This is a genomic window from Rufibacter sp. LB8 (assembly GCF_014876185.1).
In the GTDB taxonomy this organism is placed as follows: Bacteria; Bacteroidota; Bacteroidia; order Cytophagales; family Hymenobacteraceae; genus Nibribacter.
In genome coordinates, this window is record NZ_JADALJ010000001.1 from 2,081,258 (window position 1) to 2,101,610 (window position 20,353).

The window sequence follows — 20,353 nt, forward strand, 5'->3', positions numbered from 1 at the left end:
TAACGATTCTGTTGGGACTTTCGTTTGGAAGAATGCGTTTTCGGGCTCGTTTTGGGAAATGAAGCTAAAAACGGGTAGATATTATAAGTGCCTTTTTGGTGGTACCCCAGCAAAGGAGAATAATAGATTCTTATTTCAGGAATTCATCAATAGTTATTTCTTCTTGTTTTATGGAGCCAAATTTTTTAATAGCGATTTTATTAATTCTAGGCTGTAAAACCCAAATCCCCACCGGCCAAAATAACAACAGGAAAAACTCACCAACATAATCACCAAATCTTGCTTTTCTTCTGAGTTCAATGGACCGCAAAGCTTTGGCTGTGAATGCATGCAAATGAAAATAGGCGTACATTAAATAACACACCAATAATCCTACTAACCCTTGCCCAGAGTATTCTCCTTCTCCCAGTATAATAACGGCACTACTAACCGCTGCAATACACAGAAAGCTATTAATCATAAACAGCGTAAAGTTGAGATCAACTTTGGGCGGCAAAATTTTATACAATTCATGCCCGGTCAATATCAACCAACCCATTAATACGACAACTTCCACAATTGTTAAAACTTCATTAATTACAGAAGGTTGATCAGTTTTAAAATCATTTATAAAACTAGTAATTATAATTGCCAAGAACAGTTGCCAGTGCTTTAGTCTTAATATTTTATGCATTAGACGAATATAATATATCTAAATTTTCACTTTCTAACTCACCACAATCCCCAATAAATCAGCAATCTGCTTTTCAAACTCCTTCAAAGTTTTGATAGCCCGAAGCGTCTTATCTAAATCAGCGTCATTGGTGATTTTGGGCAGCGTGTCCATCTGTTCTTTAATCATGATTTGCACGTTGCGCCATTTCAACCTCAAGACTTCGCGCTCTGAGCCGTAGGTGACCAGGTCGCTTTCATGCGGTACAATGATTTCATGCGTGGCCCAGCCGTTGCTGAGTTCGTATTTCTCGCTCACTAAGTCTATGACTTCGTTCCGGATGTCTTTGTCCTCGTGCTGCATGAACTCGGTGGCCAGCGGCAAAAAGCCCTGCTCCAGTTTCAGGCGGCACATGTCAAAGAGGCGCTTGTAGATGGGCGTTTTGAATTCTATGTCTTCCAGTTCGCCCAGCATGAACTGGCTGGTAGTCACACCCTCCTCTACTTCCTTGTCGGCGTAGTTGAGGATGAACCTAATGACTTCGCGCTCGCGCATGCGCAGCAGACTGGTTTGGTCTGCTTCCTGCTGGTCCTCGGCGCCGTACATTTCGGCTTCGGCAGCAGCGGCGGCTTCTGCCTCGGCGGCCATTTCCTCAAAAGAACCGGGCGCGTACGCCGCCGGCGGATAACTGGACGTAGACGAACTGGAAGAAGACCGCTGGGAACGCTGCTCAGTGAGGTGAATTTTGTTGTACTCAGAAATCAGCACCTGCTCGTCAATCCCGAACTGGATGCTGCACTGCTTCAGAAACACCGACCGCTTGATGGCATCTGGAATCTTGGCGATGGACACCACCATTTCCCGGATGGCCTCGGCCTTTTTGACAGGATTGTCTTTGGCCTCCTTCGCGAACAGCTCAGATTTAAACGAGATAAAGTCCTGGCTGTGGCTGTCTACATAAGCTTTAAAAGCCGTGTCGCCCACTTTCCTGATGTAGGAATCGGGGTCATCGCCGTCTGGGAACAAGACCACATTCACGTTCAGGCCACCTTCCAGAATCAGGTCGATGCCGCGCAACGAGGCTTTGATACCGGCGGGGTCACCGTCATACAAAACCGTGATATTCTTGGTGTAGCGGCCAATTAGCTTGATCTGACTCTCCGTGAGAGACGTGCCCGAACTGGCCACCACGTTCTCAATACCGCCTTGGTGCAGCGAGAGCACATCCAGATAACCTTCCACCAGATAGCAATTGTCAGCGTGCCTGATGGCCTGCTTCGCCTGCGCCATGCCGTAGAGCACATCACTTTTGTGGTAGATAGGCGACTCTGGGCTGTTGACGTATTTGGGTGATTTTTTGTCGTTGCTCTTGAGCGTTCTGGCCCCGAACCCGATGGTGCGGCCGCTGACGTTCTGGATGGGGAACATCACGCGTCCCCGGAAGCGGTCGTACTGCTTGCTTTCCTCGGGCTTGACAATGGTGAGGCCGGTTTCCTCCAGGTATTTCAAAGAGAAGCCCTTCTCCAGCGCCGCCTTTGTGAAATCATCCCAAGAGTCTAAGCTGTACCCCAGCTCAAACTTCAGGATGGTGCTGGCAGACAAGCCGCGCTGCTTAAAATACGGCAACCCGATGGCGACGCCTTCATCGTGCTTATGAAGCGCGTTCTGGAAATATTTCTTCGCGAAGTCTGAGAGTATGTAGAGGCTGTCTTTCTCGTTCTGGGCCTGCACTGCGGCCGGGCTCTGGTCTTCCTCTATGTCAATGCTGTACTTTTTGGCTAGGAACTTGAGCGCCTCTACGTAGCTGGTGCCCTCAATGTCCATAATGAACTGCACCGAGTTCCCCGCCTTGCCGCACCCAAAGCACTTGTAAATGCCCTTGTTGGGCGCCACACTAAAAGACGGCGACTTTTCATTGTGGAACGGGCAGGGCGCCCACAGATTTTGGCCTTTGCGCTTCAGACTCACATAATCCCCCACCACCTCCACTATGTCGGCTTGCAGGATGATCTGGTCAACAACTTCTTTCTTAATCAGGGCCATGGGTACGCGTAAAATTGGGGCGGTAGACAAAGATACAATCTACCACTCCCTTTTCCGAAAAGAAAAAGCCAGCTGGTATAGCTGGCTTTAACAAACTCTTATTGATAATAGTCAGGAATTCTTTACTTGCTAATTACCTTCCGCTACTCCTTCAAATTCACCACCAGTGTAATTTAAGTATTCTTCTGTAATACTGTTGACCAAATAGAGATTAAACCGGCCTTTTACTTTTTTCGTGACAGGATCCCAACTAGTGATTTCCACCATACATTCCCCTTTAGGAGAAAAGTCAAATAATGAAAGTTCTCCTGTCTTATTGGTACTATATATACCAAACAAATTTATTGGAAAAGTGTACTTTTTTACCCCAGTAAAACTTCCTAATGACAGGATCAACTCACCTTGCGCATTTTCAAGTTCAATTCCAAGAGAAGAGGGATAATATCTAATAATAGGTTTTTTACTACTTATCCAAACTTCTTCCTTTATTACTTTTGGTATGACAGTATAGTGCCCAAAAAGTTTTCCATTTGTAATATGGAGAACTTCAGGTGATTCTGGGCTGCTCCCAGATGTAGACTTTTTTAGGCTAACCTGAAATTCAGCTTTCATTATCTGTGAAGTGAAATCAGTCATATTCATTTGCAGTACTGATGACCATCTACCAGGAAGTAAATTATATTCTACGGGAACAGTAGAACCTACAGTCGTTTTTTGGTAGGTAACACGTCCTGTTTCTATAAGTGGAGACCTCCATTCTCCAGTGTATTTCATCTTTATCGTTAGTTTCCCATTTTCACCGTAACTTTCAAATGTAAGTGTATCAGTATTTTCGTCTAAAGTGATTATTGGCGCTTGGTTTGATTTCCAAACTTCCGTCTTTTCTTTTGTGAGTTGCTCTAGTTCATCCTTGTTCGTACAAGAAAACAAAAGCACCCCTGCTGAAAACAAAAGAAATTTCTTGATAACATTTTTGAATAAAATTTTCATCTCCACTTTTTATATTCTGTGCGTGCTAAGTTATTAATAAAAGATTCAAAAATCTACTCCTAACCTTTAGGAAACCGAGGCAAATCCAGCGGCGTTTCCCTTTGCGGCAGTTTGTTTGTATCTTTGCCAAAGCGCATAATTCTGCACCCAATTCTATGGCTATTACCCAAGAAGACGTATTAAAAGCCCTCAGCTATGTAGAGGAACCAGACCTGGGTAAGGATTTGGTGACCCTGAACATGATTGAGGACGTACAGATAAATGGGTTAGACGTTGCCTTCACGGTGATTCTAACCACGCCTGCCTGTCCGCTTAAAGACCTGATCCGGAACGCCTGTATCAGGGCAATTCACATGATGGTGGACAAAGAGGCGAACGTAACGGTCAACATGACTTCGCGCGTAACCTCGGCCCGCCAAGACAACCAAACCCTGCTGAAAGGCGTGAAGAACATCATTGCGGTGGCTTCGGGCAAAGGCGGTGTGGGCAAATCTACGTTGACCGCCAACCTGGCCGTAGCTTTGGCCCAATCTGGCGCGAAGGTGGGCTTGGTCGATGCTGACATCTCGGGCCCAAGTGTGCCTACCATGTTTGGCGTGGAAGATGCCAAGCCCGCTGTATACCGCATGCCTGACGGCCGCAACCTGATTGAGCCCATTGAGAAATACGGCATCAAACTGATGTCTATCGGTTTCCTGGCGCCGTCTGAGAGCGCAGTGGTGTGGCGCGGCCCCATGGCCAGCTCGGCTCTGAAGCAGTTTATTACCGAAGTAGATTGGGGCGAACTGGATTATTTGCTGATTGACTTGCCGCCGGGAACCAGCGACATCCACTTGACGTTGGTGCAGACAGTACCGGTCACCGGCGCCATTATTGTGACCACGCCGCAGAAAGTGGCCATTGCCGATGCCGTGAAAGGTTTGCAGATGTTCCGTCAGCCCCAGATTAACGTACCTATCCTGGGTTTGGTGGAGAACATGGCCTATTTTACGCCCGCAGAACTTCCTGAGAATAAATATTATATCTTTGGACAAAGCGGTGGCAAAGACTTGGCAGAGCGCTACGGCGTACCGTTTATCGGTGAGGTGCCATTGGTACAGAGCATACGCGAAAGCGGTGACGCCGGTGCCCCGCAGATTCTGCAGGAAGGTACTCCCGCCGCCCTCGCGTTTTATGACATAGCGCAGGAAGTGGCCCGCCAGATTTCGGTACGGAACGCCAGCCTGGCCAAAACGAAGATAGTAGAAATTAAAGTGTAAGCATATGGTAGAGAACGCATTAAACGAAATTTTACTCCAGCGTGTGGAGCAAGCCCTGGACTCCATCAGGCCGTATTTAAAGACCGATGGCGGTGATGTGAAGGTCCTGGAAATCACCGAGGACTTTGTGGTGAACCTGGAGTTGGTAGGTGCCTGCGGTTCTTGCCCTATGTCTGCCATGACCTTCAAAGGCGGCATTGAGCAGGCTATTATGCGCGCTGTGCCGGAGATTAAAGCGGTTTTAGCCGTGAACCTTACGCCTATGGATGCCTTTTAGGCTTCTGTCTTTATAAGTTTTTTAGAATGCCCACTTAGTGGAGATGCAGGTTGTGTCTTTGGCTGAGTGGGCATTTTGCTTTCTAATCCCTTCTTTTGTTTATGTCATCCTAAGCTTGTCGAAGGATCTAACGAAGATTCTTTCTGTTATTATCTGCCGTTGTTTATAGGGGCCAACCACCTGAACTGCAATTCATACAACTGCAATTCAGATTGATGGTGTTCTCACCAACGACTTAAACTGCGTTTCAAGCTGCTTTTGTGCATGCAGTTTGCTTTCCTTTCAAATAACCGCTTGCTTCTGAGTTCTACGAGTCGGCCTTTTCCATAGCCGGGCTCCGAGCGCTCACGGCCGCGAGGCCCCGCCTTCCCCTCTCGCGCTGTACCAGCTTCCTGCCGCCTTCGCCACCCGCCTACCGGCGACGGAACCTGCTTAGGCGCTCGATGGAAAGGCTGGAAATGGTGCGGGTAGAAAGGCAGTCTGCGTTTTCGGGCATCAGCAGTGCCGCCTGCTCAAAAGACCTCACAGGTTTTGGAAACCTGTGAGGTCTGCGCCAATTGCGTTTTCGGGCTCTGGATTGGAAATGGAGGCGAAACTGGAATTCTGTGGCTGGTTGTAGAGACCAGGCACTGCCTTGTCTCTACGGTAGAGGTCCCGACAAACGCCTGCTCAAAAGACCTCGTAGTGTGCGAAGCTCCTACGAGTGTCTCTGCCAATCCCGTTTTCGGGCTCTATTTCGGAAATGTAGGATAAATCAGGTTTGCAAGTGTAGAGACCAGGCACCGCCTTTTCTTCCAGGCATAACTCTCTTTTGCTACGCATTCCAGATACTCCCCTCCTCGGAGGGGCTGGGGGTGGGTTCACGCTGCCCGATTGCCTGCCTTCCAACAGGCGCTCGCTCCAAAGACCTCGTAATGCGCGCAACTCCTACGAGCGTCTCTCGCCAAATCTCGTTTTTCCCTTCATTTCCCAAAACGAGCCCGAAAACGGAAATGCCCACCATGCAATTTGCATAGTGGGCATTCCTTTAAATCAAGCGTTCTACCTACCGAAAACTCGGCAATAGAAGACATGTTATCTCTTAATCAATCTAGACGTCCAAACTTGTCCGTTGTCGCTTTTGATGACCACAATGTAGAGGCCGGCTTTCACGTCTTTGAGGTCAAGGGCTTGGTTGGTGGTGCCGGTTTTTACCAGAGAACCCGTGGCGTTGTACAGTGAGAATACCTTCTGCTGCTGGTAGGTCACCAGTACTTGGTCGGTGGCAGGATTTGGATAAACCTTAATGGCCGTTTCAGATTGCTCTCTTGAACTCAATGGCGCCCCGGTGTACGCGGTGCTCATGTAGTACAAGTTAGCGGTAGAATTTTTGGTGATTTGGTGGGTACCAGCCGGGAGCGTCATGGTCATTCTACCAGCCGTAATGGTCTGGTCAGTTCCATTCACTTTAATCTTTCCACTTAAATCACTATTGAAAACTAGCGTGAGTGTGCTTTCTCTGGTAGTAGTAAAGGTGATGTTGGTGGCTGATTCAATTTTAAGGCATTGTGTAAGGGTTAAGCCATTGTAAGTCACCGTTCCTTTGGAGTCTGACAAACTGCCCGTGATGCGGTAGAACGAACTCGTGCTGCCGGCCGTGGTGAAGTTGTGGACCATGCCTTCCTCAGACGTGCCGCCGGTGTTGCCGCCGTCGCCTTCATCTTCTCCGTCTCCATCGCCACCTGTTACCGGGGCTACATCGCCTTGCACAGAAACCAGGCTGGTTCTATAGTTCACCAACGCGGCTTTCAAGGGTGCGTTCACATCGTATGACGCATCATCCACGGCATTGTTAAACGTCCATTTAAAGTCACCACCGTTCACGCGGCCGGCGTATTGCATCACGTTGGCTTTAGCTTCCTCGGGGCTATCTGGCGTGTAGGCGTACATCACCGCGGCGTTGGTGTCAAAGTTGTTGTAGGTGTTGGTTCCGTAGGCAGACACCACGGTGGCCGGAACGGCTTCGTTGCGGGTAGTGGCTACATATGCGTCGAAATCACGGGTGGCGTTGGGGAAACCGGCTGCGGCATACGGTACAAACCGACGCTGGCCGATCATGAAATTGTTGAAGGCTTTGATAGTGCCGCCATCTTCGCCGGAGAAAGTGCCCATGTTGTTGTAATCGTTTGCCTGCTTGGCTTCGCTGTACACATCTGAGCCCTGCATGGAAGTGAGCATAGGGTACTTGCAATTGCGGAAGTAATTGCCCTCCACAAACACCGACGAGCCCAAGGTAGAACCTACGCCATACTTAGAGTTGCCGTCATAATAGTTGTTGTACACGTGCGCCGAGTAATAACGCACCCGCGGGTGACGCGAGTCTGAGTGGTCATACCAGTTGTGGTGGAACGTGATGAACAAACCTTGCGTGGTGCCTTCGTTCAAACCTACCAGGTTGCTTTTACCGGCATCCCAGAAGTGGTTATAGGCGAAGGTCACGTACGTGGAACGCTTGTTGTCCAGGGCGCCGTCGCCTTTGGCCTGGTCAGCGTCACTGCCGGCGTCACCGTAGAAAAAGTCCACATGGTGAATCCAGATGTACTCGTTCTCCTGTTGCAGGCCAATGTTGTCGCCTTCGTCACTGTTCACATTCATGGAGCCCAGGTTGCGGACTTCCACGTTAGAGGCGTTTTTGATTCTGATGCCCCAGCCGTCGGCCACGGCGTCATCGCCTACGCCTTCCAAAGTGATGTGGCTGTTGGCGTTGTTGTTGTTTTCAATGACTATGTCGCCGCTTTGCATGGTGGCCAGGTCAGTGATTTGACCTACCATTCTGATGATCAACGGGCGATTGTCTCTTCCCTTTTTAAAACCATCTAAAATAGTCTGCAGCCCCACACATGGATTTACGGTGGCGCCCGTCACGTTCAAAGAAACCGTGTTTTTGGTGTTCTGCGTGATGTACAGAATCACGGCGTTGGCTTTAACGGTACCGTCTGCTTGGTAACCGCCCGGTACCCGCCCGTTGCTGAACGCGAAACCCGTGCGGTCCTGCGCCTTAACCGTTAAGGCGGCCGTTTGCGTGGCGGCCCCTTCCACCCCGGCCACCACCGGTTTAATTTTAAGCGTGTACGAACCGGCTTTCAAGCCCAGCACATCGGCGCGCATGTAGGTCCCATAGCTCCGGATGAGTTGGTTGTCAATTTTCTGGTCAGTGATGCCTTCGCCGCTGTAATACACATTGTAGCTTTCGGCGTTGGTCACCGGTTGCCATTTCACATACGCTGATTCCAGCCAGCCCGCAGATTCTGTGATGGTGAGGGACTGCGCCCAGGAACCCAGGGTGCAGAGCAGTAAGAGAAGCGTAAAGAAATGTTTCATGGTATGTTTATTTGGGTAAGGAAATACGCGGGTGGCTTTTGTGGGTATTACGAAAACGCTATGCGCAATCGATTGCACAACCAAATATAGTTTCTTTTTTCTAATCTACCAGTCCTTATTTGGTAAAACTTTCAATCACCGGTAATTATTAGGTTCAAAACTGAGCAATCGATTACCTACATGAATACTACTGCACCTGCCTAACCATCAGTCATTTCCGTTTTGGGGCTCATTTCTGAAAATGAGCCCCAAAACGCCCTGAACGCAAAAAAACCACCTGTTGCGGGTGGCTTTTCTATATATGTAGTAAGATGGCGCGCTTGCTCTGGCCAAGCCTGAGCACTGTATTTCAGAAGCGGGGGATAATAATTTTTACTAACCTGTTTTAAAGGCCGCCGATGTTACTCGTTGGCCGGGTACAGTTCTGGCGGTTCTTTCTCTTTGGTCTTAATGATAAACGGTCGCAGAGCCTCGGTTTCATCCAGGTACAGAAACGCATCGTACCGTTCCGGAATGATGGTGGGCACGTAATTGCCGTATTTTTCGCGGTTGGGGTCATAGACTACGCCAATGGCTCGGTGGCCGATCTGCTGGTTCGCTTCTTCTATTCCGCGCAAGTCTTTGGAGAGCAGCAGCTTGTCTGTGGCGCCTAAATTATGAAGCCAATCTTCCCAGGAACCTTGGCGGGCAGGCGGCATTTCCATCTTTTTCATGGGCGCGCCCCAGCTGTCGCCGGCAATCACAGAACCTTCATAACTTCCGAAACCTGCCAAATAGACATTTTCTCTACCGTATTGTTCCCGCGCTAATTGGCCAATATTCACCATGCCGGCCTGGGCCATATCCGTGAAACGGGCATCTCCCACGTGGGTATTGTGTTCCCAGATAATCACTTTGGAGTCTGGCCCATGGAATTCCAGGAGGCGGTTCAAAGTCTCCATCATGTGTTCGTCCCTGATGTTCCAGGAGCTTCCGCCGCCTCTGATCATGGCCTTGTAATAGCGTTCGGCGTTCACGGCCACCAAAGCGTTCTGCTGGGCGTCAAACTCGGCCTCGGCGTTGGCGGGGGCATCGGTTTCGCGCTTGCCCAGTTCCTGTAGCATAGTGAGCACTTCCTCTTCGCAGTCTTCAGACACATAGGCCACGGCGCGGGCATATTCCTGCGGGTCAGAGCTGTAGGGCTCAAAACACTTAAAGGCTTCTTTGGCGGCTTTCACAGCCTGCCCGTCCTTCTTCTCCAGGTATTTCATGATGCGTTGCAGCGAGTCCCAGAGGCTGTACACATCTAATCCGTAGAACCCGATTTTATTGGTATTGGGGCGGTCATTGTGTTCCTTGAGCCATTCTACCAGCGCGGCTATTTCCCAGTTGCCCCACATCCAGGTGGGCCAGCGGTTGAAGTGCTTGAGAATGTCAGACACTTTGGTGCCGGGCTTGCAGTAGCCGCGTATGAATTTATTGATTTGGTAGCAGTCGGGCCAGTCGCCTTCCACGGCAATAAAGGTGAATCCTTTTTCTTCTATGAGCCGCTTGGAGATGGCGGTGCGCCAGGCGTAGTAATCTGAGGTTCCGTGCGATGCTTCCCCCAACATGACAATACGCGCATCTCCTATATCATTGAGCAAAACATCTAAATCTGATTTATTCTCCAGCCGGTGATACGGCAGCTTTGTATAATTCATGGGTACGGAAGCAAAAATGAACTCCCTGCCTTTTACCCCTACTACCTGCAGAAAGTTTACCCGATTTTCACCATTTTTGGAAAAACTATGGCGATACCGGGGCATATCTTAGAAAGATTTCATCCCCGCCCTCCCAAATCACGCACCTTTCCAATCCCGTTTTCGGGCTCATTTTCAGAAATGAGCCCGAAAACGGAAACGCCTCCCCTGCCAGTTTAAGGCAAAGAAGGCGTTTGAATTTTTGGTTGAGGTTAAATTACGACCTGCTCCCGAACACGCGTCGTAGCAACTCAGTGGTGCGGGCAATGGGGTTTTCCCTGATGTTCGCTTCTTCCTGGGCTACCAGCAAAAACAGACCGTCAATGGCTTTCTGCGTGGCATACGACTTCAAATCTGGGTTCACTTTCTGCACCAACGGAATGCGGTTGTACTGGTTCACCAAATCTGTGTAGTACTTGGTGGCCTGCACTTTGTCTAAAGACTTTTGCATAATGGGAGTGAACGCCTGCGTGAGTTGGCTGGTAGTGGTGCGTTTCAGGAATTGGGTGGCGGCGTCTTTCTCCCCGCTCAAAATATTCCAGACATCACTGAAGGTCAATTGTTTGATAGCACTCACAAAAATAGGAACGGCGCTTTTGGCAGCGTCCTCGGCCCCGCGGTTGAGCGTCAAGATAAACTTGTCCACCTCAGAACCCAGGCCAATCTGCCGAAGCGTGTTCTCCACTTTCTGCACATCCTTCGGGAAAGGAATCCGGATTAAGTTGTTCCCGTAGAAACCGTCGGTCTGTGAGGCTTGGTTGGCGCCTTTGGAAATGCCCTGTGACAGCGCTTCCCGGAGACCGGAGGCAACCTCGGTCTGGGTCAGGGGCCGACCGGTGGTGTTGGTGGCGCCGGCCACGCCGTCAACGGCCTGTTGAATCTGGCTGGCGGTGCAGCCGCTGAGACCAATTATCGCGGAAAACGCCAAAACAAAAGTGGGGCTGGCAAGTTTCTTCATACGTGCGTACATGTCTATGAAATTAGATATGGTTGGTAAGTTGAGAATATGTTCAACCTTTGTCTTCGGGCTAAGCCATTTTCGCTTTAGAAACCAAAACTTGAACGTATTCTTTCCACTACGCAGAAATCAAGCCAAAAGAATGAAAAAAGAAATCACGGCGGAAATCATCACCATTGGCGATGAACTTCTGTATGGCCAGGTCATTGACACCAACTCAGCATTCATGGGGCAGGAACTGGGCAACATCGGCATCAGAATCAAACAAATCACCAGCATTTCTGATGACAAACAAGCCATCTGCCAAGCCCTCACCGACGCCATCTCCCGCGCCGATGTTATCTTGATTACCGGCGGCCTGGGCCCCACCAAAGACGACCTCACCAAGCACACCTTAGCCGAATATTTCAAGACCGAACTGCAACTGCACCAACCTTCTTTAGACGATGTGGAAGCTATTTTCAGGCGTTACAACCGTCCTATGCTGGAAATAAACCGACAACAGGCCTTCTTGCCCGCCTCCTGCACGCCCGTTAGAAACCCGTTGGGCACCGCGCCCGGCATGTTGTTCCGGGAACAGGGCACCATCATCGTCTCCATGCCGGGCGTGCCCTTTGAGATGAAGCGCATGATGCAGGACACCGTGCTGCCGCTGCTGGAGCAAGAATTCCACCTTCCCAAAATCATTCATAAAGTAGTGCAGACCATTGGCATTGGGGAGTCTTTTCTTGCCGAAATAATAGCCGATTGGGAAGACAACCTGCCATCACATTTAAAACTGGCGTACTTACCACATTTGGCAGGCGTACGTTTACGGCTCACGGGGCGGGCTACAGGTTCAACAGATGCGCTGGAAGCCGAAATGCAGCAACAGATAAACCAACTGAGCCAACTGATTGCCCCGCATATTTTCGCGCACGGCGAGGTAACCTTAGAAGAAGCAATTGGCCAGCTTTTGAAAGCCAGAAACCTCACTATTGCCACCGCTGAAAGCTGCACCGGTGGTTTAATCGCGCATAAATTGACCAGCGTGCCGGGCAGTTCGGCGTATTTCAAAGGCAGCGTGGTGGCGTATAGTAATGACGTGAAACAGGCGCAGTTGGGCGTAACACCAGAAACCCTGGCCCAACACGGCGCTGTGAGCGAGGAAACTGTCAAACAAATGGCCGAAGGCGTGCGGCAGCTGCTCCAAACAGACATTGGCATAGCCACCAGCGGCATTGCCGGTCCAGACGGCGGCACCCCAGAGAAACCCGTGGGCACCATTTGGATTGCGTACGCAGACGCGCACCAGACCATCGCCCGCAAAATCAGTTACAACAAAACCCGTTTGCTCAACATAGAGTACACCACCCTGCAGGCGCTTAACCTGGTGCGGCAGAGTTTGCCCGTGGCCGTTGAGGAATAGGTAATTTTCCCTATTTTTGCCTAACAAAGGTTAGGTAGCCTATAATCTCTGGCGGTTTACAGCAATTCATTTCTGGTTTTTCTGTAACATTGCGTAAACGAGTTTTTTGCCCGGGCAAACGTACCTTTGCTGCCCTTAATCTGATAACTGAAAACTGACAATATGGCCCTTGTAGAAATGGTGATGCCCAAAATGGGCGAGAGTATCATGGAAGGCACCGTGCTTAAATGGTTGAAACAAGTAGGTGACACCATTGAGCAAGATGAATCTGTACTGGAGGTTGCCACTGACAAAGTTGACACCGAGGTACCTGCCATTCAAGGCGGCGTCTTGAAAGAGATTCTGGTGCAAGAGGGTCAGGTAGTAGCTGTGGGCGCCACCATCGCCATCATCAGCACCGGCGGCGATGACCAACCGACTTCTGCTGCCCCAGCCGCCGCTGAAGCGCCGGCCGCGACCCCCACTACCCAACCAGCCGCACATCCGGCAGACGCACCACAGGCCACGGCCCAGACTTCGCAGCTTTTAGAGCAACCTGCTTCGGGAAGGTTCTATTCGCCGTTGGTGATGAACATTGCCCGCGAGGAAGGAATTTCTATGCAGGAACTGGAGTATATACCCGGCACTGGCAAAGACGGACGCGTTTCTAAAAAAGACATTCTGGAGTTTGTGGCCAACCGGCAGTCTGGTTCGCAAACTGCTCCTACTAATCAACAGCAACCAGCCGCTGCTCCAGCACAAGCCGCACCAACCCAAGCTTCGGCTCCGCAACCAGCAGCAGCTCCGGCCGCGGCTCCTTCTGTTCCGGCTCCGGCGCAGTCTTATAGCGGCAACGTGGAGATTATTGAGATGGACCGCATGCGGAAGATGATTTCGCAGCGCATGGTAGACAGCAAGCGCATTAGTCCGCACGTGACTTCTTTTGTGGAGGCCGATGTGACCAACATTGTGAACTGGCGCAACAAAACCAAAGACAGCTACAAGAAGCGCGAAGGCGAAAACCTCACCTTCACCCCTATCTTCATTGAAGCCATCGTGAAAGCCATCAAAGACTTCCCGATGATTAACGTGAGCGTAGACGGCGACAAAATCATTAAAAAGCGCGACATCAACATTGGCGTGGCCGTGGCCCTGCCTTCCGGCAACCTGATTGTGCCCGTGATCCACAACGCCGACCAGATGAACCTCAACGGCATCTCTAAGCGCCTGAATGACCTGGCTAACCGCGCCCGCATCAACAAACTCACCCCGGCAGATTTAGCTGACCCCACCTACACCGTTTCCAACGTGGGTTCCTTCGGGAACGTGATGGGCACGCCAATCATCATGCAGCCGCAGGTAGCCATTATGGCCGTGGGCGCCATCAAGAAAAAGCCAGCCGTCATTGAAACCCCTGAAGGCGATTTAATCGGAATCCGCCAGTTCATGTTCCTGTCTCACAGCTATGACCACCGCGTGGTAGATGGTTCTTTGGGTGGTCAATTCGTGCGCCGCGTAGCTGATTACTTAGAAGCCTTCGACCCGAACACGGCGATATAATTTTTTCGATTGGAAGATTTGAAAATGTGGAGATGTGCAAATGGCGTCTCTCATTTAAAAAGCCTCTCCCGCCAAGGAGGGGCTTTTTTGTGCTTGCGTTTTCGGGCTTAATTCTGGAAATGAAGCCGAAAACGGCGGCTCTTATCTACAGATTTAACATCGCTGTTTGGAGTCTTCCGCAGGGCGACTCCGAACAGAATGGAGTGGAAGTCTCTGACTTCCTGGTTGCTAAGAAAAAACGGCCTTTCAAACTGTTAAATGGTTCTAATGCAAATTATGTCGCTTTGAAGGTACGCTGCTTCCTTTTGCCCGGAACAGAGTTCCTGCTAATCATTGATGATTTGCAGTCACCCTTCGGAAGACTCCAAATAGCTGAAGCGGGATTTTAATAGTGAGCCGCCGTTTTTGGCTTCATTTCCAGAATGGAGCCCGAAAACGGAAATTACAGAACCCGCACTGCCAGAATATAGTAAAAGCTGTATCTTGCTTCAATTCGAAATTCCTATGAAAAATACCTTATTCCTGATTCTGTTCGCGGTGGTGCTGTTTCTGGCCATCTACTTTTACTGGGGCAAAAGCAACGCCGAAAGCCAGCTGGCCATGAACAACGAACGCATCACCAGCCTGGAAGAACAAGTGAGACGCTACACCAATCCTAGCGCCTCTACGGACACCGCCTTGGCCCCTACCACTACCCAGCCGCCGTTGGGCGATTCCATTGCCATTGAAGAGAAAGTGCCTCCAACCCCCTCCACCACGTTTGAGGAAGAATTGGGTGTGCTCTCTGACTCAGATGTAAAACGTTTAAAACGCGCAGGCCTCAAAAACCCTGAAACAGATTTAATGAACGACCTCATGCGCAAACAGAAAAGTGTGCTGACCAACGTAGGGGTTAAAGGCGGTACTATGGCCATCCATGACGTTAGAATTCTGAACGACCGGTATGCGATGGCTTATTTTGAAGATGGCCACTTTGGCGGCAATATGGTCCTGCGCTATTCAGTCGATAATGGTGCAATTACCTGGATTAAACTGGATTCATATATACAATAATTTCCGTTTTTGACCTCATTTCTGGAAATGGAGCCGAAAACAGGAAAACAGATAAATGTCCATCAAATACATTTATCAGGTCACGTAGAGACAAGGCAGTGCCTTGTCTCTACACGCAATGCTTTCTTTTGCTGAAGCCACAGAAACCAAAAAGCGGCTGCCCCAAACTGGAGCAGCCGCTTTTATTATTACTTTAATCTTAATTTCTACGCTTCTGGCAGCGCCGTTAAACTTTGCTCTAGGGCGGCAATCTTAGCTTCAGCGTCTGACTGTTTTTTGCGCTCGGCGTTCAAGACGGCTTCAGGGGCACCGTTCACGAATTTCTCGTTGCTGAGTTTTTTCGCTACGCTGGTCAAGAAGCCTTTGGTATAGTCCAGTTCTTTCAAGATACGTTCTCGTTCGGCAGCGGCGTCAATGTTACCTTCCATCGGGATGAAGAACTCGGTGCTGTCCTCGGCTACAAAAGAAAGCGCGTTGTCTAGCGGCTGTTCGGTTTCCTGAATCTCAGAGAGGTTGGCGAGTTTGCTCACCAGCGTTTCATAACCAGAGATGGCGTTCTTGCCTTCAGACAGCTTCACATGCAGGGCCAGTTTTTTAGCGGGCGAAATGTTCTTGCTGTTGCGTACGTTCCTGATTTGGCCCACCACGTTGAGCACGTACTCGGTTTGCTTTAGCAAATCAGCGTCTATGCGGCCTTTCTGTGGCCAGGAGGCGACAACCAGACAGTCTTTGGGCGCGCGCTCTTTCATGGTGTTCCAGATTTCCTCAGTAATGAACGGCATGAACGGATGCAGCACTTTCATCAGTTTCTCCAGGAATTCATAGGTAGACTGCAGCGTAGCTGGGTCAATTGGTGACCCGAATGCCGGCTTGATCATCTCCAGATAATTGGAGCAGAAATCATCCCACACCAATTTATAAACCGTGAGCAAGGCGTCAGAGATCCGGAATTTGTCAAAGTGGTCTTCCAGCGTAACCAGCGCCTCGTTCAATTTAGAATCGAACCACTTGATGGCTTTTTCGTTGAGGTTTGGCAAGGATTCATCCACTTCCCAGCCGTTGATGAGTCTAAAGGCGTTCCAGATTTTGTTGCTGAAGTTCCGGCCCTGCTCGCAGAGTTTTTCATCGAATAACAAGTCATTCCCGGCGGGTGAGCTGAACAACATGCCCGCCCGAACGCCGTCGGCGCCGTACTGTTCAATCAAGACCAACGGGTCTGGCGAATTGCCCAAGGATTTAGACATTTTGCGTCCCTGCGCGTCGCGCACAATGCCAGTGAGGTACACATTCTGGAACGGCAATTCCTTCCGGAACTCGTAGCCGGCCATAATCATGCGCGCTACCCAGAAGAACAGAATCTCAGGGGCGGTTACCAGGTCATTGGTTGGGTAGTAATACAGAATGTCTTCGTTGTCTGGGTCTTTGAAACCGTCAAACACCGAGATTGGCCACAACCAAGACGAGAACCACGTGTCCAGCACATCTTCGTCCTGACGCAAATCTGATAGCTGCAGTTCTGAGTTTCCGGTTTTGGTGCGGGCTTCTTCCAGGGCTTCCTCAGCGGTGCGGGCAACTACAAAGGTGCCGTCTTGCAGGTAATAGGCCGGAATCTGCTGTCCCCACCACAACTGCCGCGAGATACACCAGTCATGCACGTTCTCCATCCAGGAACGGTACATGTTCTTGAACTTGGCTGGGTGCAGTTTGATGGTGTCATTAAGCACGTTTTCCAGCGCCGGTTTGGCCATCTGGTCCATTTTGCACCACCACTGCATAGACAACTTGGGTTCAATTACGGCATCGGTGCGCTCAGAGAAACCCACGTTAGAAACGCTGTCTTCTACTTTTTCCAGCAGGCCTTTGGCTTCCAGTTCCTTCGTGATTTTCTTGCGCACCACAAACCGGTCTTCGCCCACGTAGAGGCCAGCGCGTTCATGGATGGTGCCGTTGTCATTGAGCACGTCAATGCTGGGCAGGTTGTGTTTCTGGCCCAGTTCATAGTCATTGATGTCATGCGCCGGCGTCACTTTCAACACCCCCGTACCGAACTCGCGGTCCACGTATTCGTCAAAAATGATGGGAATGGCACGGTTCACCAACGGAATAATGGCTTTTTTACCGGCTAAATGTTTGTAGCGTTCGTCTTCAGGGTGCACGCAGATAGCCACGTCGCCCATGATGGTTTCTGGGCGTTTGGTGGCCACGGTGAGCACTTCGTCTGAGCCTTCAATGCCGTAGCGCAGGTAATACAGTTTTCCGTTTACCTGCTTGAAATTTACTTCTTCGTCTGAGAGTGCGGTTAACCCCTGCGGGTCCCAGTTCACCATGCGCACGCCGCGGTAAATCTGGCCTTTGCGGTACAAGTCCACAAACACCTGAATCACGGCATCGGTCAGGTCTGGCTCCATGGTGAAACGGGTACGATCCCAGTCGCAGGAGGCGCCCAGTTTCTTAAGTTGCTCCAGAATGATGCCGCCGTATTTCTCTTTCCACTCAAAAGCATGTGCCAAGAATTCTTCGCGGGTAAGGTCAGATTTGTTGATGCCTTTTTCTTTGAGCATGTTCACCACCCTGGCTTCAGTGGCGATGGACGCGTGGTCTGTTCCTGGAACCCAGCACGCTTCTTTGCCCTGCATACGGGCGCGGCGCACCAATACATCTTGAATGGTATTGTTGAGCATGTGGCCCATGTGCAGCACGCCCGTTACGTTGGGCGGCGGAATCACCACGGTGTAGGGCTGCTTCTTTGGATTTGGCTTCGACTTGAAAAAACCGCGTTCTAGCCAGGTGGCGTACCACTTGTCTTCTACTTCTTTGGGGTTATAGGTCTTTGGTATGGTGGACATCTTCTTTGGTATCAGGTAGCAAGTATCAAGTAGCACGTATTGCTCAGCTAGTTGACCATAAGCCACAAATGGAATGCAAAAATAGTAAATTAGAAGACTTTAGCGGCAGGTTAGTTTTAAGGCTGGACGTATTTCCTGTTTTCGGGCTCAAAATTGAAAACGGAGCCAAAACGAAAATGGCCAAAACTAAAACCACAACAAAAAACCCGCACGTGGCGGGTTTCTCAAACTATCTAACAAAAAGAAACTAGCTGGCGTGCAGCCATTCCTTCTTCGCTAATAAGGCCTCTTCGGTCTCACGGTAATCTGGGTCATCAACGCAGCAGTCAACGGGGCAGACGGCGGCGCATTGGGGTTCCTCGTGGAAACCACAGCATTCGGTGCACTTGTCAGAAACTATGTAGTAGAACTCGTCTGAGATGGGTGGTTGGGGGGCTTTTCCGTCTACTAAAACGCCGCCGTCCCGTTCCACTTGGGTAAGGGAAGTACCATCGCCCCAGGTCCACTGCATGCCGCCTTCATAGATGGCCGTGTTGGGGCATTCGGGCTCACAAGCGCCGCAGTTAATGCACTCATCGGTGATCATTATCGCCATAGTCGTATTCTCCTGTTTCTTTTTCCTACTTTCGCACCGGTACCGGTACACCCATTCGCGCGCAAAAGTACGCATTGGCGCGCATTGTATCAAACGTTTCTCACCTAGCTGCTGTTACCCCTGCATGTTAACTTTCAAAAAAAGACTTTCAGCCTTTATCAAACTAGGCGATTATATACGGCAATTGCCCAAAGAGGAACGCGAATACCTTGCCCGCCGGGCAGGCCAGCACAATAACTTCTTTGACGGGCCAAATGTTTCAGCGGCGCTCACCGGGCTGGCTCATATGCTTCAGCCAGAGCAGTTGGAAGCCTGGTTAGCCAAATATGACGTGCCCGAAACCAATGACGCACCTAAAAAAGTAGGCGTGGTGATGGCTGGCAATATTCCTGCCGTGGGTTTCCATGATGCGCTTTGTATTCTATTATCGGGGCATATTCTTCTGGCCAAACCCAGCTCAGATGATCCGTTTCTGGTGCCGCACTTATTGGAGAAACTGGTGGAGTTGGAGCCTGACTTCGCGCCGATGATACATTTTGTGCCCATGCTCAAAGAGGCAGACGCTATTATTGCCACCGGTTCAGACAACACGGCCCGCTACTTTGAATATTATTTCGCGAAGCGCCCGCACATCATCAGAAAAAACCGCACCAGCGTGGCCGTGCTGACAGGACAGGAGACCAAGGAAGAACTGGCTGCTCTGGGCGATGACCTGTTGCGCTATTACGGCTTGGGCTGCCGCAATGTGTCAAAGGCTTATGTGCCCGAAGGCTATGATTTCATTCCGTTTTTTGAGGCCATTGAGTACAAGGCAGACATTGTGGACTTCCATAAATACCGCAACAACTATGATTACAATAAGTCTATCTATCTGGTGAACGGCGTGCCGCACTTAGACAATGGGTTTTTGATGGTAACCGAAAGCGAACAATTGGTCTCCCCTATCTCGGTCATGTTCTATGAAACCTATAAAGATGAAAATGACCTGCGCCAGAAGTTGACCGCCGTGCAGGAAAAGCTGCAGTGTGTGGTTTCAAAGGAAGGAATTTGGGAGAAAAGCTTCGCGTTTGGGCAGGCACAGTGCCCCGGTGTAGATGATTACGCCGATGGCGTGGACACGCTGGCGTTCCTGCTGAAATTGTAATCTGTTTTCGGGCTCTGTTTTAGAAATGAAGGTAAAACTGGGTTTAAACTTATTGGAATATCTTTTGTTAAAAATTTATTCTACCCGTAAACACTTGTATTTATAACAAATACTTTTTTCATTGGCTTACAGACAAGGTAAAATACGCATACTATGGACACCAGCACCTCAACCTACCAACTGATAGAAAAGGAAATCATTCCGCAACTGAACTTCGGCACCCAGGACGTGCTCTCTGACAAAGCCGCCCAGACCAAACGCCTCCATGACCTGGACCGCGCCAGTCTTTTGGGCAACGGTTACCAGGGCAAAGTGGAGCTCACCTTCAAAGTAGCCTCCGGCGAAATCCTGCGCGTGCGCACCACTATCTGGCAAGCCGATAAGCAGTTCGCGACCATTAAAGCGGGCGTGACCATTCCTACCTCGGCTATTCTGGCGGTGGAGTTTTTCTAGATAATCTTTTATTCAGCAAAAAAGCGAAGGGCTTTGGTGATGTACCAAAGCCCTT

The 20,353-nt window shown here is 50.1% G+C and carries 15 protein-coding genes; 7 read left to right on the top strand and 8 right to left on the bottom strand.

Going from position 1 to position 20,353, the window contains the following annotated elements:
- Positions 1 to 130: 130 nt before the first annotated feature.
- From IMY23_RS08910 to IMY23_RS08920, 3 genes are all read right to left on the bottom strand, one after another.
- Complete coding sequence (locus IMY23_RS08910) at positions 131 to 634, bottom strand: hypothetical protein (RefSeq protein WP_192821747.1); 504 nt, start codon at positions 632 to 634, stop codon at positions 131 to 133.
- Positions 635 to 706: 72 nt separating this feature from the next.
- Entirely contained in the window at positions 707 to 2,695 is a 1,989-nt protein-coding gene (gene dnaG / locus IMY23_RS08915; protein WP_192821748.1) for a DNA primase, read from the bottom strand.
- Positions 2,696 to 2,824: 129 nt separating this feature from the next.
- A complete protein-coding gene (locus IMY23_RS08920) occupies positions 2,825 to 3,685 on the bottom strand; it encodes a hypothetical protein (protein WP_192821749.1) in 861 nt (286 codons plus the stop codon).
- 155 nt (positions 3,686 to 3,840) lie between these two features.
- On the opposite strand from IMY23_RS08920, the gene IMY23_RS08925 reads away from it, so the two are divergent.
- Together IMY23_RS08925 and IMY23_RS08930 are read left to right on the top strand one after the other, a co-directional pair.
- Complete coding sequence (locus IMY23_RS08925; protein WP_192821750.1) at positions 3,841 to 4,944, top strand: Mrp/NBP35 family ATP-binding protein; 1,104 nt, start codon at positions 3,841 to 3,843, stop codon at positions 4,942 to 4,944.
- Positions 4,945 to 4,948: 4 nt separating this feature from the next.
- Positions 4,949 to 5,221, top strand: coding sequence for a NifU family protein (locus IMY23_RS08930; RefSeq protein WP_192821751.1), 273 nt, complete (start codon positions 4,949 to 4,951; stop codon positions 5,219 to 5,221).
- Between the two features lie 1,074 nt (positions 5,222 to 6,295).
- On the opposite strand, the gene IMY23_RS08935 is transcribed toward IMY23_RS08930, so the two are convergent.
- The 3 genes from IMY23_RS08935 to IMY23_RS08945 all read right to left on the bottom strand — a co-directional run bounded on the left by IMY23_RS08935 (position 6,296) and on the right by IMY23_RS08945 (position 11,260).
- Positions 6,296 to 8,581: a T9SS type A sorting domain-containing protein gene (locus IMY23_RS08935; RefSeq protein ID WP_192821752.1), complete on the bottom strand. Its 2,286-nt coding sequence runs from the start codon at positions 8,579 to 8,581 to the stop codon at positions 6,296 to 6,298.
- Positions 8,582 to 8,982: 401 nt separating this feature from the next.
- On the bottom strand, positions 8,983 to 10,263 hold the full coding sequence (locus IMY23_RS08940; RefSeq protein WP_192821753.1) for an erythromycin esterase family protein: 1,281 nt from the start codon (positions 10,261 to 10,263) through the stop codon (positions 8,983 to 8,985).
- A 256-nt stretch (positions 10,264 to 10,519) separates the two neighbouring features.
- On the bottom strand, positions 10,520 to 11,260 hold the full coding sequence (locus IMY23_RS08945; RefSeq protein ID WP_192821754.1) for a DUF4197 domain-containing protein: 741 nt from the start codon (positions 11,258 to 11,260) through the stop codon (positions 10,520 to 10,522).
- Between the two features lie 142 nt (positions 11,261 to 11,402).
- On the opposite strand from IMY23_RS08945, the gene IMY23_RS08950 reads away from it, so the two are divergent.
- The 3 genes from IMY23_RS08950 to IMY23_RS08960 all read left to right on the top strand — a co-directional run bounded on the left by IMY23_RS08950 (position 11,403) and on the right by IMY23_RS08960 (position 15,260).
- Complete coding sequence (locus IMY23_RS08950; RefSeq protein ID WP_192821755.1) at positions 11,403 to 12,668, top strand: competence/damage-inducible protein A; 1,266 nt, start codon at positions 11,403 to 11,405, stop codon at positions 12,666 to 12,668.
- Between the two features lie 162 nt (positions 12,669 to 12,830).
- A complete protein-coding gene (locus IMY23_RS08955) occupies positions 12,831 to 14,207 on the top strand; it encodes a dihydrolipoamide acetyltransferase family protein (RefSeq protein WP_192821756.1) in 1,377 nt (458 codons plus the stop codon).
- Positions 14,208 to 14,711: 504 nt separating this feature from the next.
- A complete protein-coding gene (locus IMY23_RS08960; protein ID WP_192821757.1) occupies positions 14,712 to 15,260 on the top strand; it encodes a hypothetical protein in 549 nt (182 codons plus the stop codon).
- A gap of 206 nt (positions 15,261 to 15,466) precedes the next feature.
- Here the strand turns inward: IMY23_RS08960 and IMY23_RS08965 are convergent, their stop codons facing one another.
- Together IMY23_RS08965 and IMY23_RS08970 are read right to left on the bottom strand one after the other, a co-directional pair.
- Positions 15,467 to 18,106 (bottom strand): valine--tRNA ligase, encoded by a 2,640-nt coding sequence (locus IMY23_RS08965; protein WP_192821758.1) that lies wholly within the window; start codon positions 18,104 to 18,106, stop codon positions 15,467 to 15,469.
- Positions 18,107 to 18,353: 247 nt separating this feature from the next.
- Positions 18,354 to 18,701, bottom strand: coding sequence for a 4Fe-4S binding protein (locus tag IMY23_RS08970; protein ID WP_192821759.1), 348 nt, complete (start codon positions 18,699 to 18,701; stop codon positions 18,354 to 18,356).
- 124 nt (positions 18,702 to 18,825) lie between these two features.
- On the opposite strand from IMY23_RS08970, the gene IMY23_RS08975 reads away from it, so the two are divergent.
- Together IMY23_RS08975 and IMY23_RS08980 are read left to right on the top strand one after the other, a co-directional pair.
- The gene (locus IMY23_RS08975; protein ID WP_192821760.1) at positions 18,826 to 19,845 is read left to right on the top strand and encodes an acyl-CoA reductase; all 1,020 of its coding nucleotides are present in this window, start codon (positions 18,826 to 18,828) and stop codon (positions 19,843 to 19,845) included.
- Positions 19,846 to 19,998: 153 nt separating this feature from the next.
- Positions 19,999 to 20,298 (top strand): hypothetical protein, encoded by a 300-nt coding sequence (locus IMY23_RS08980; RefSeq protein WP_192821761.1) that lies wholly within the window; start codon positions 19,999 to 20,001, stop codon positions 20,296 to 20,298.
- Positions 20,299 to 20,353 lie beyond the last annotated feature (55 nt).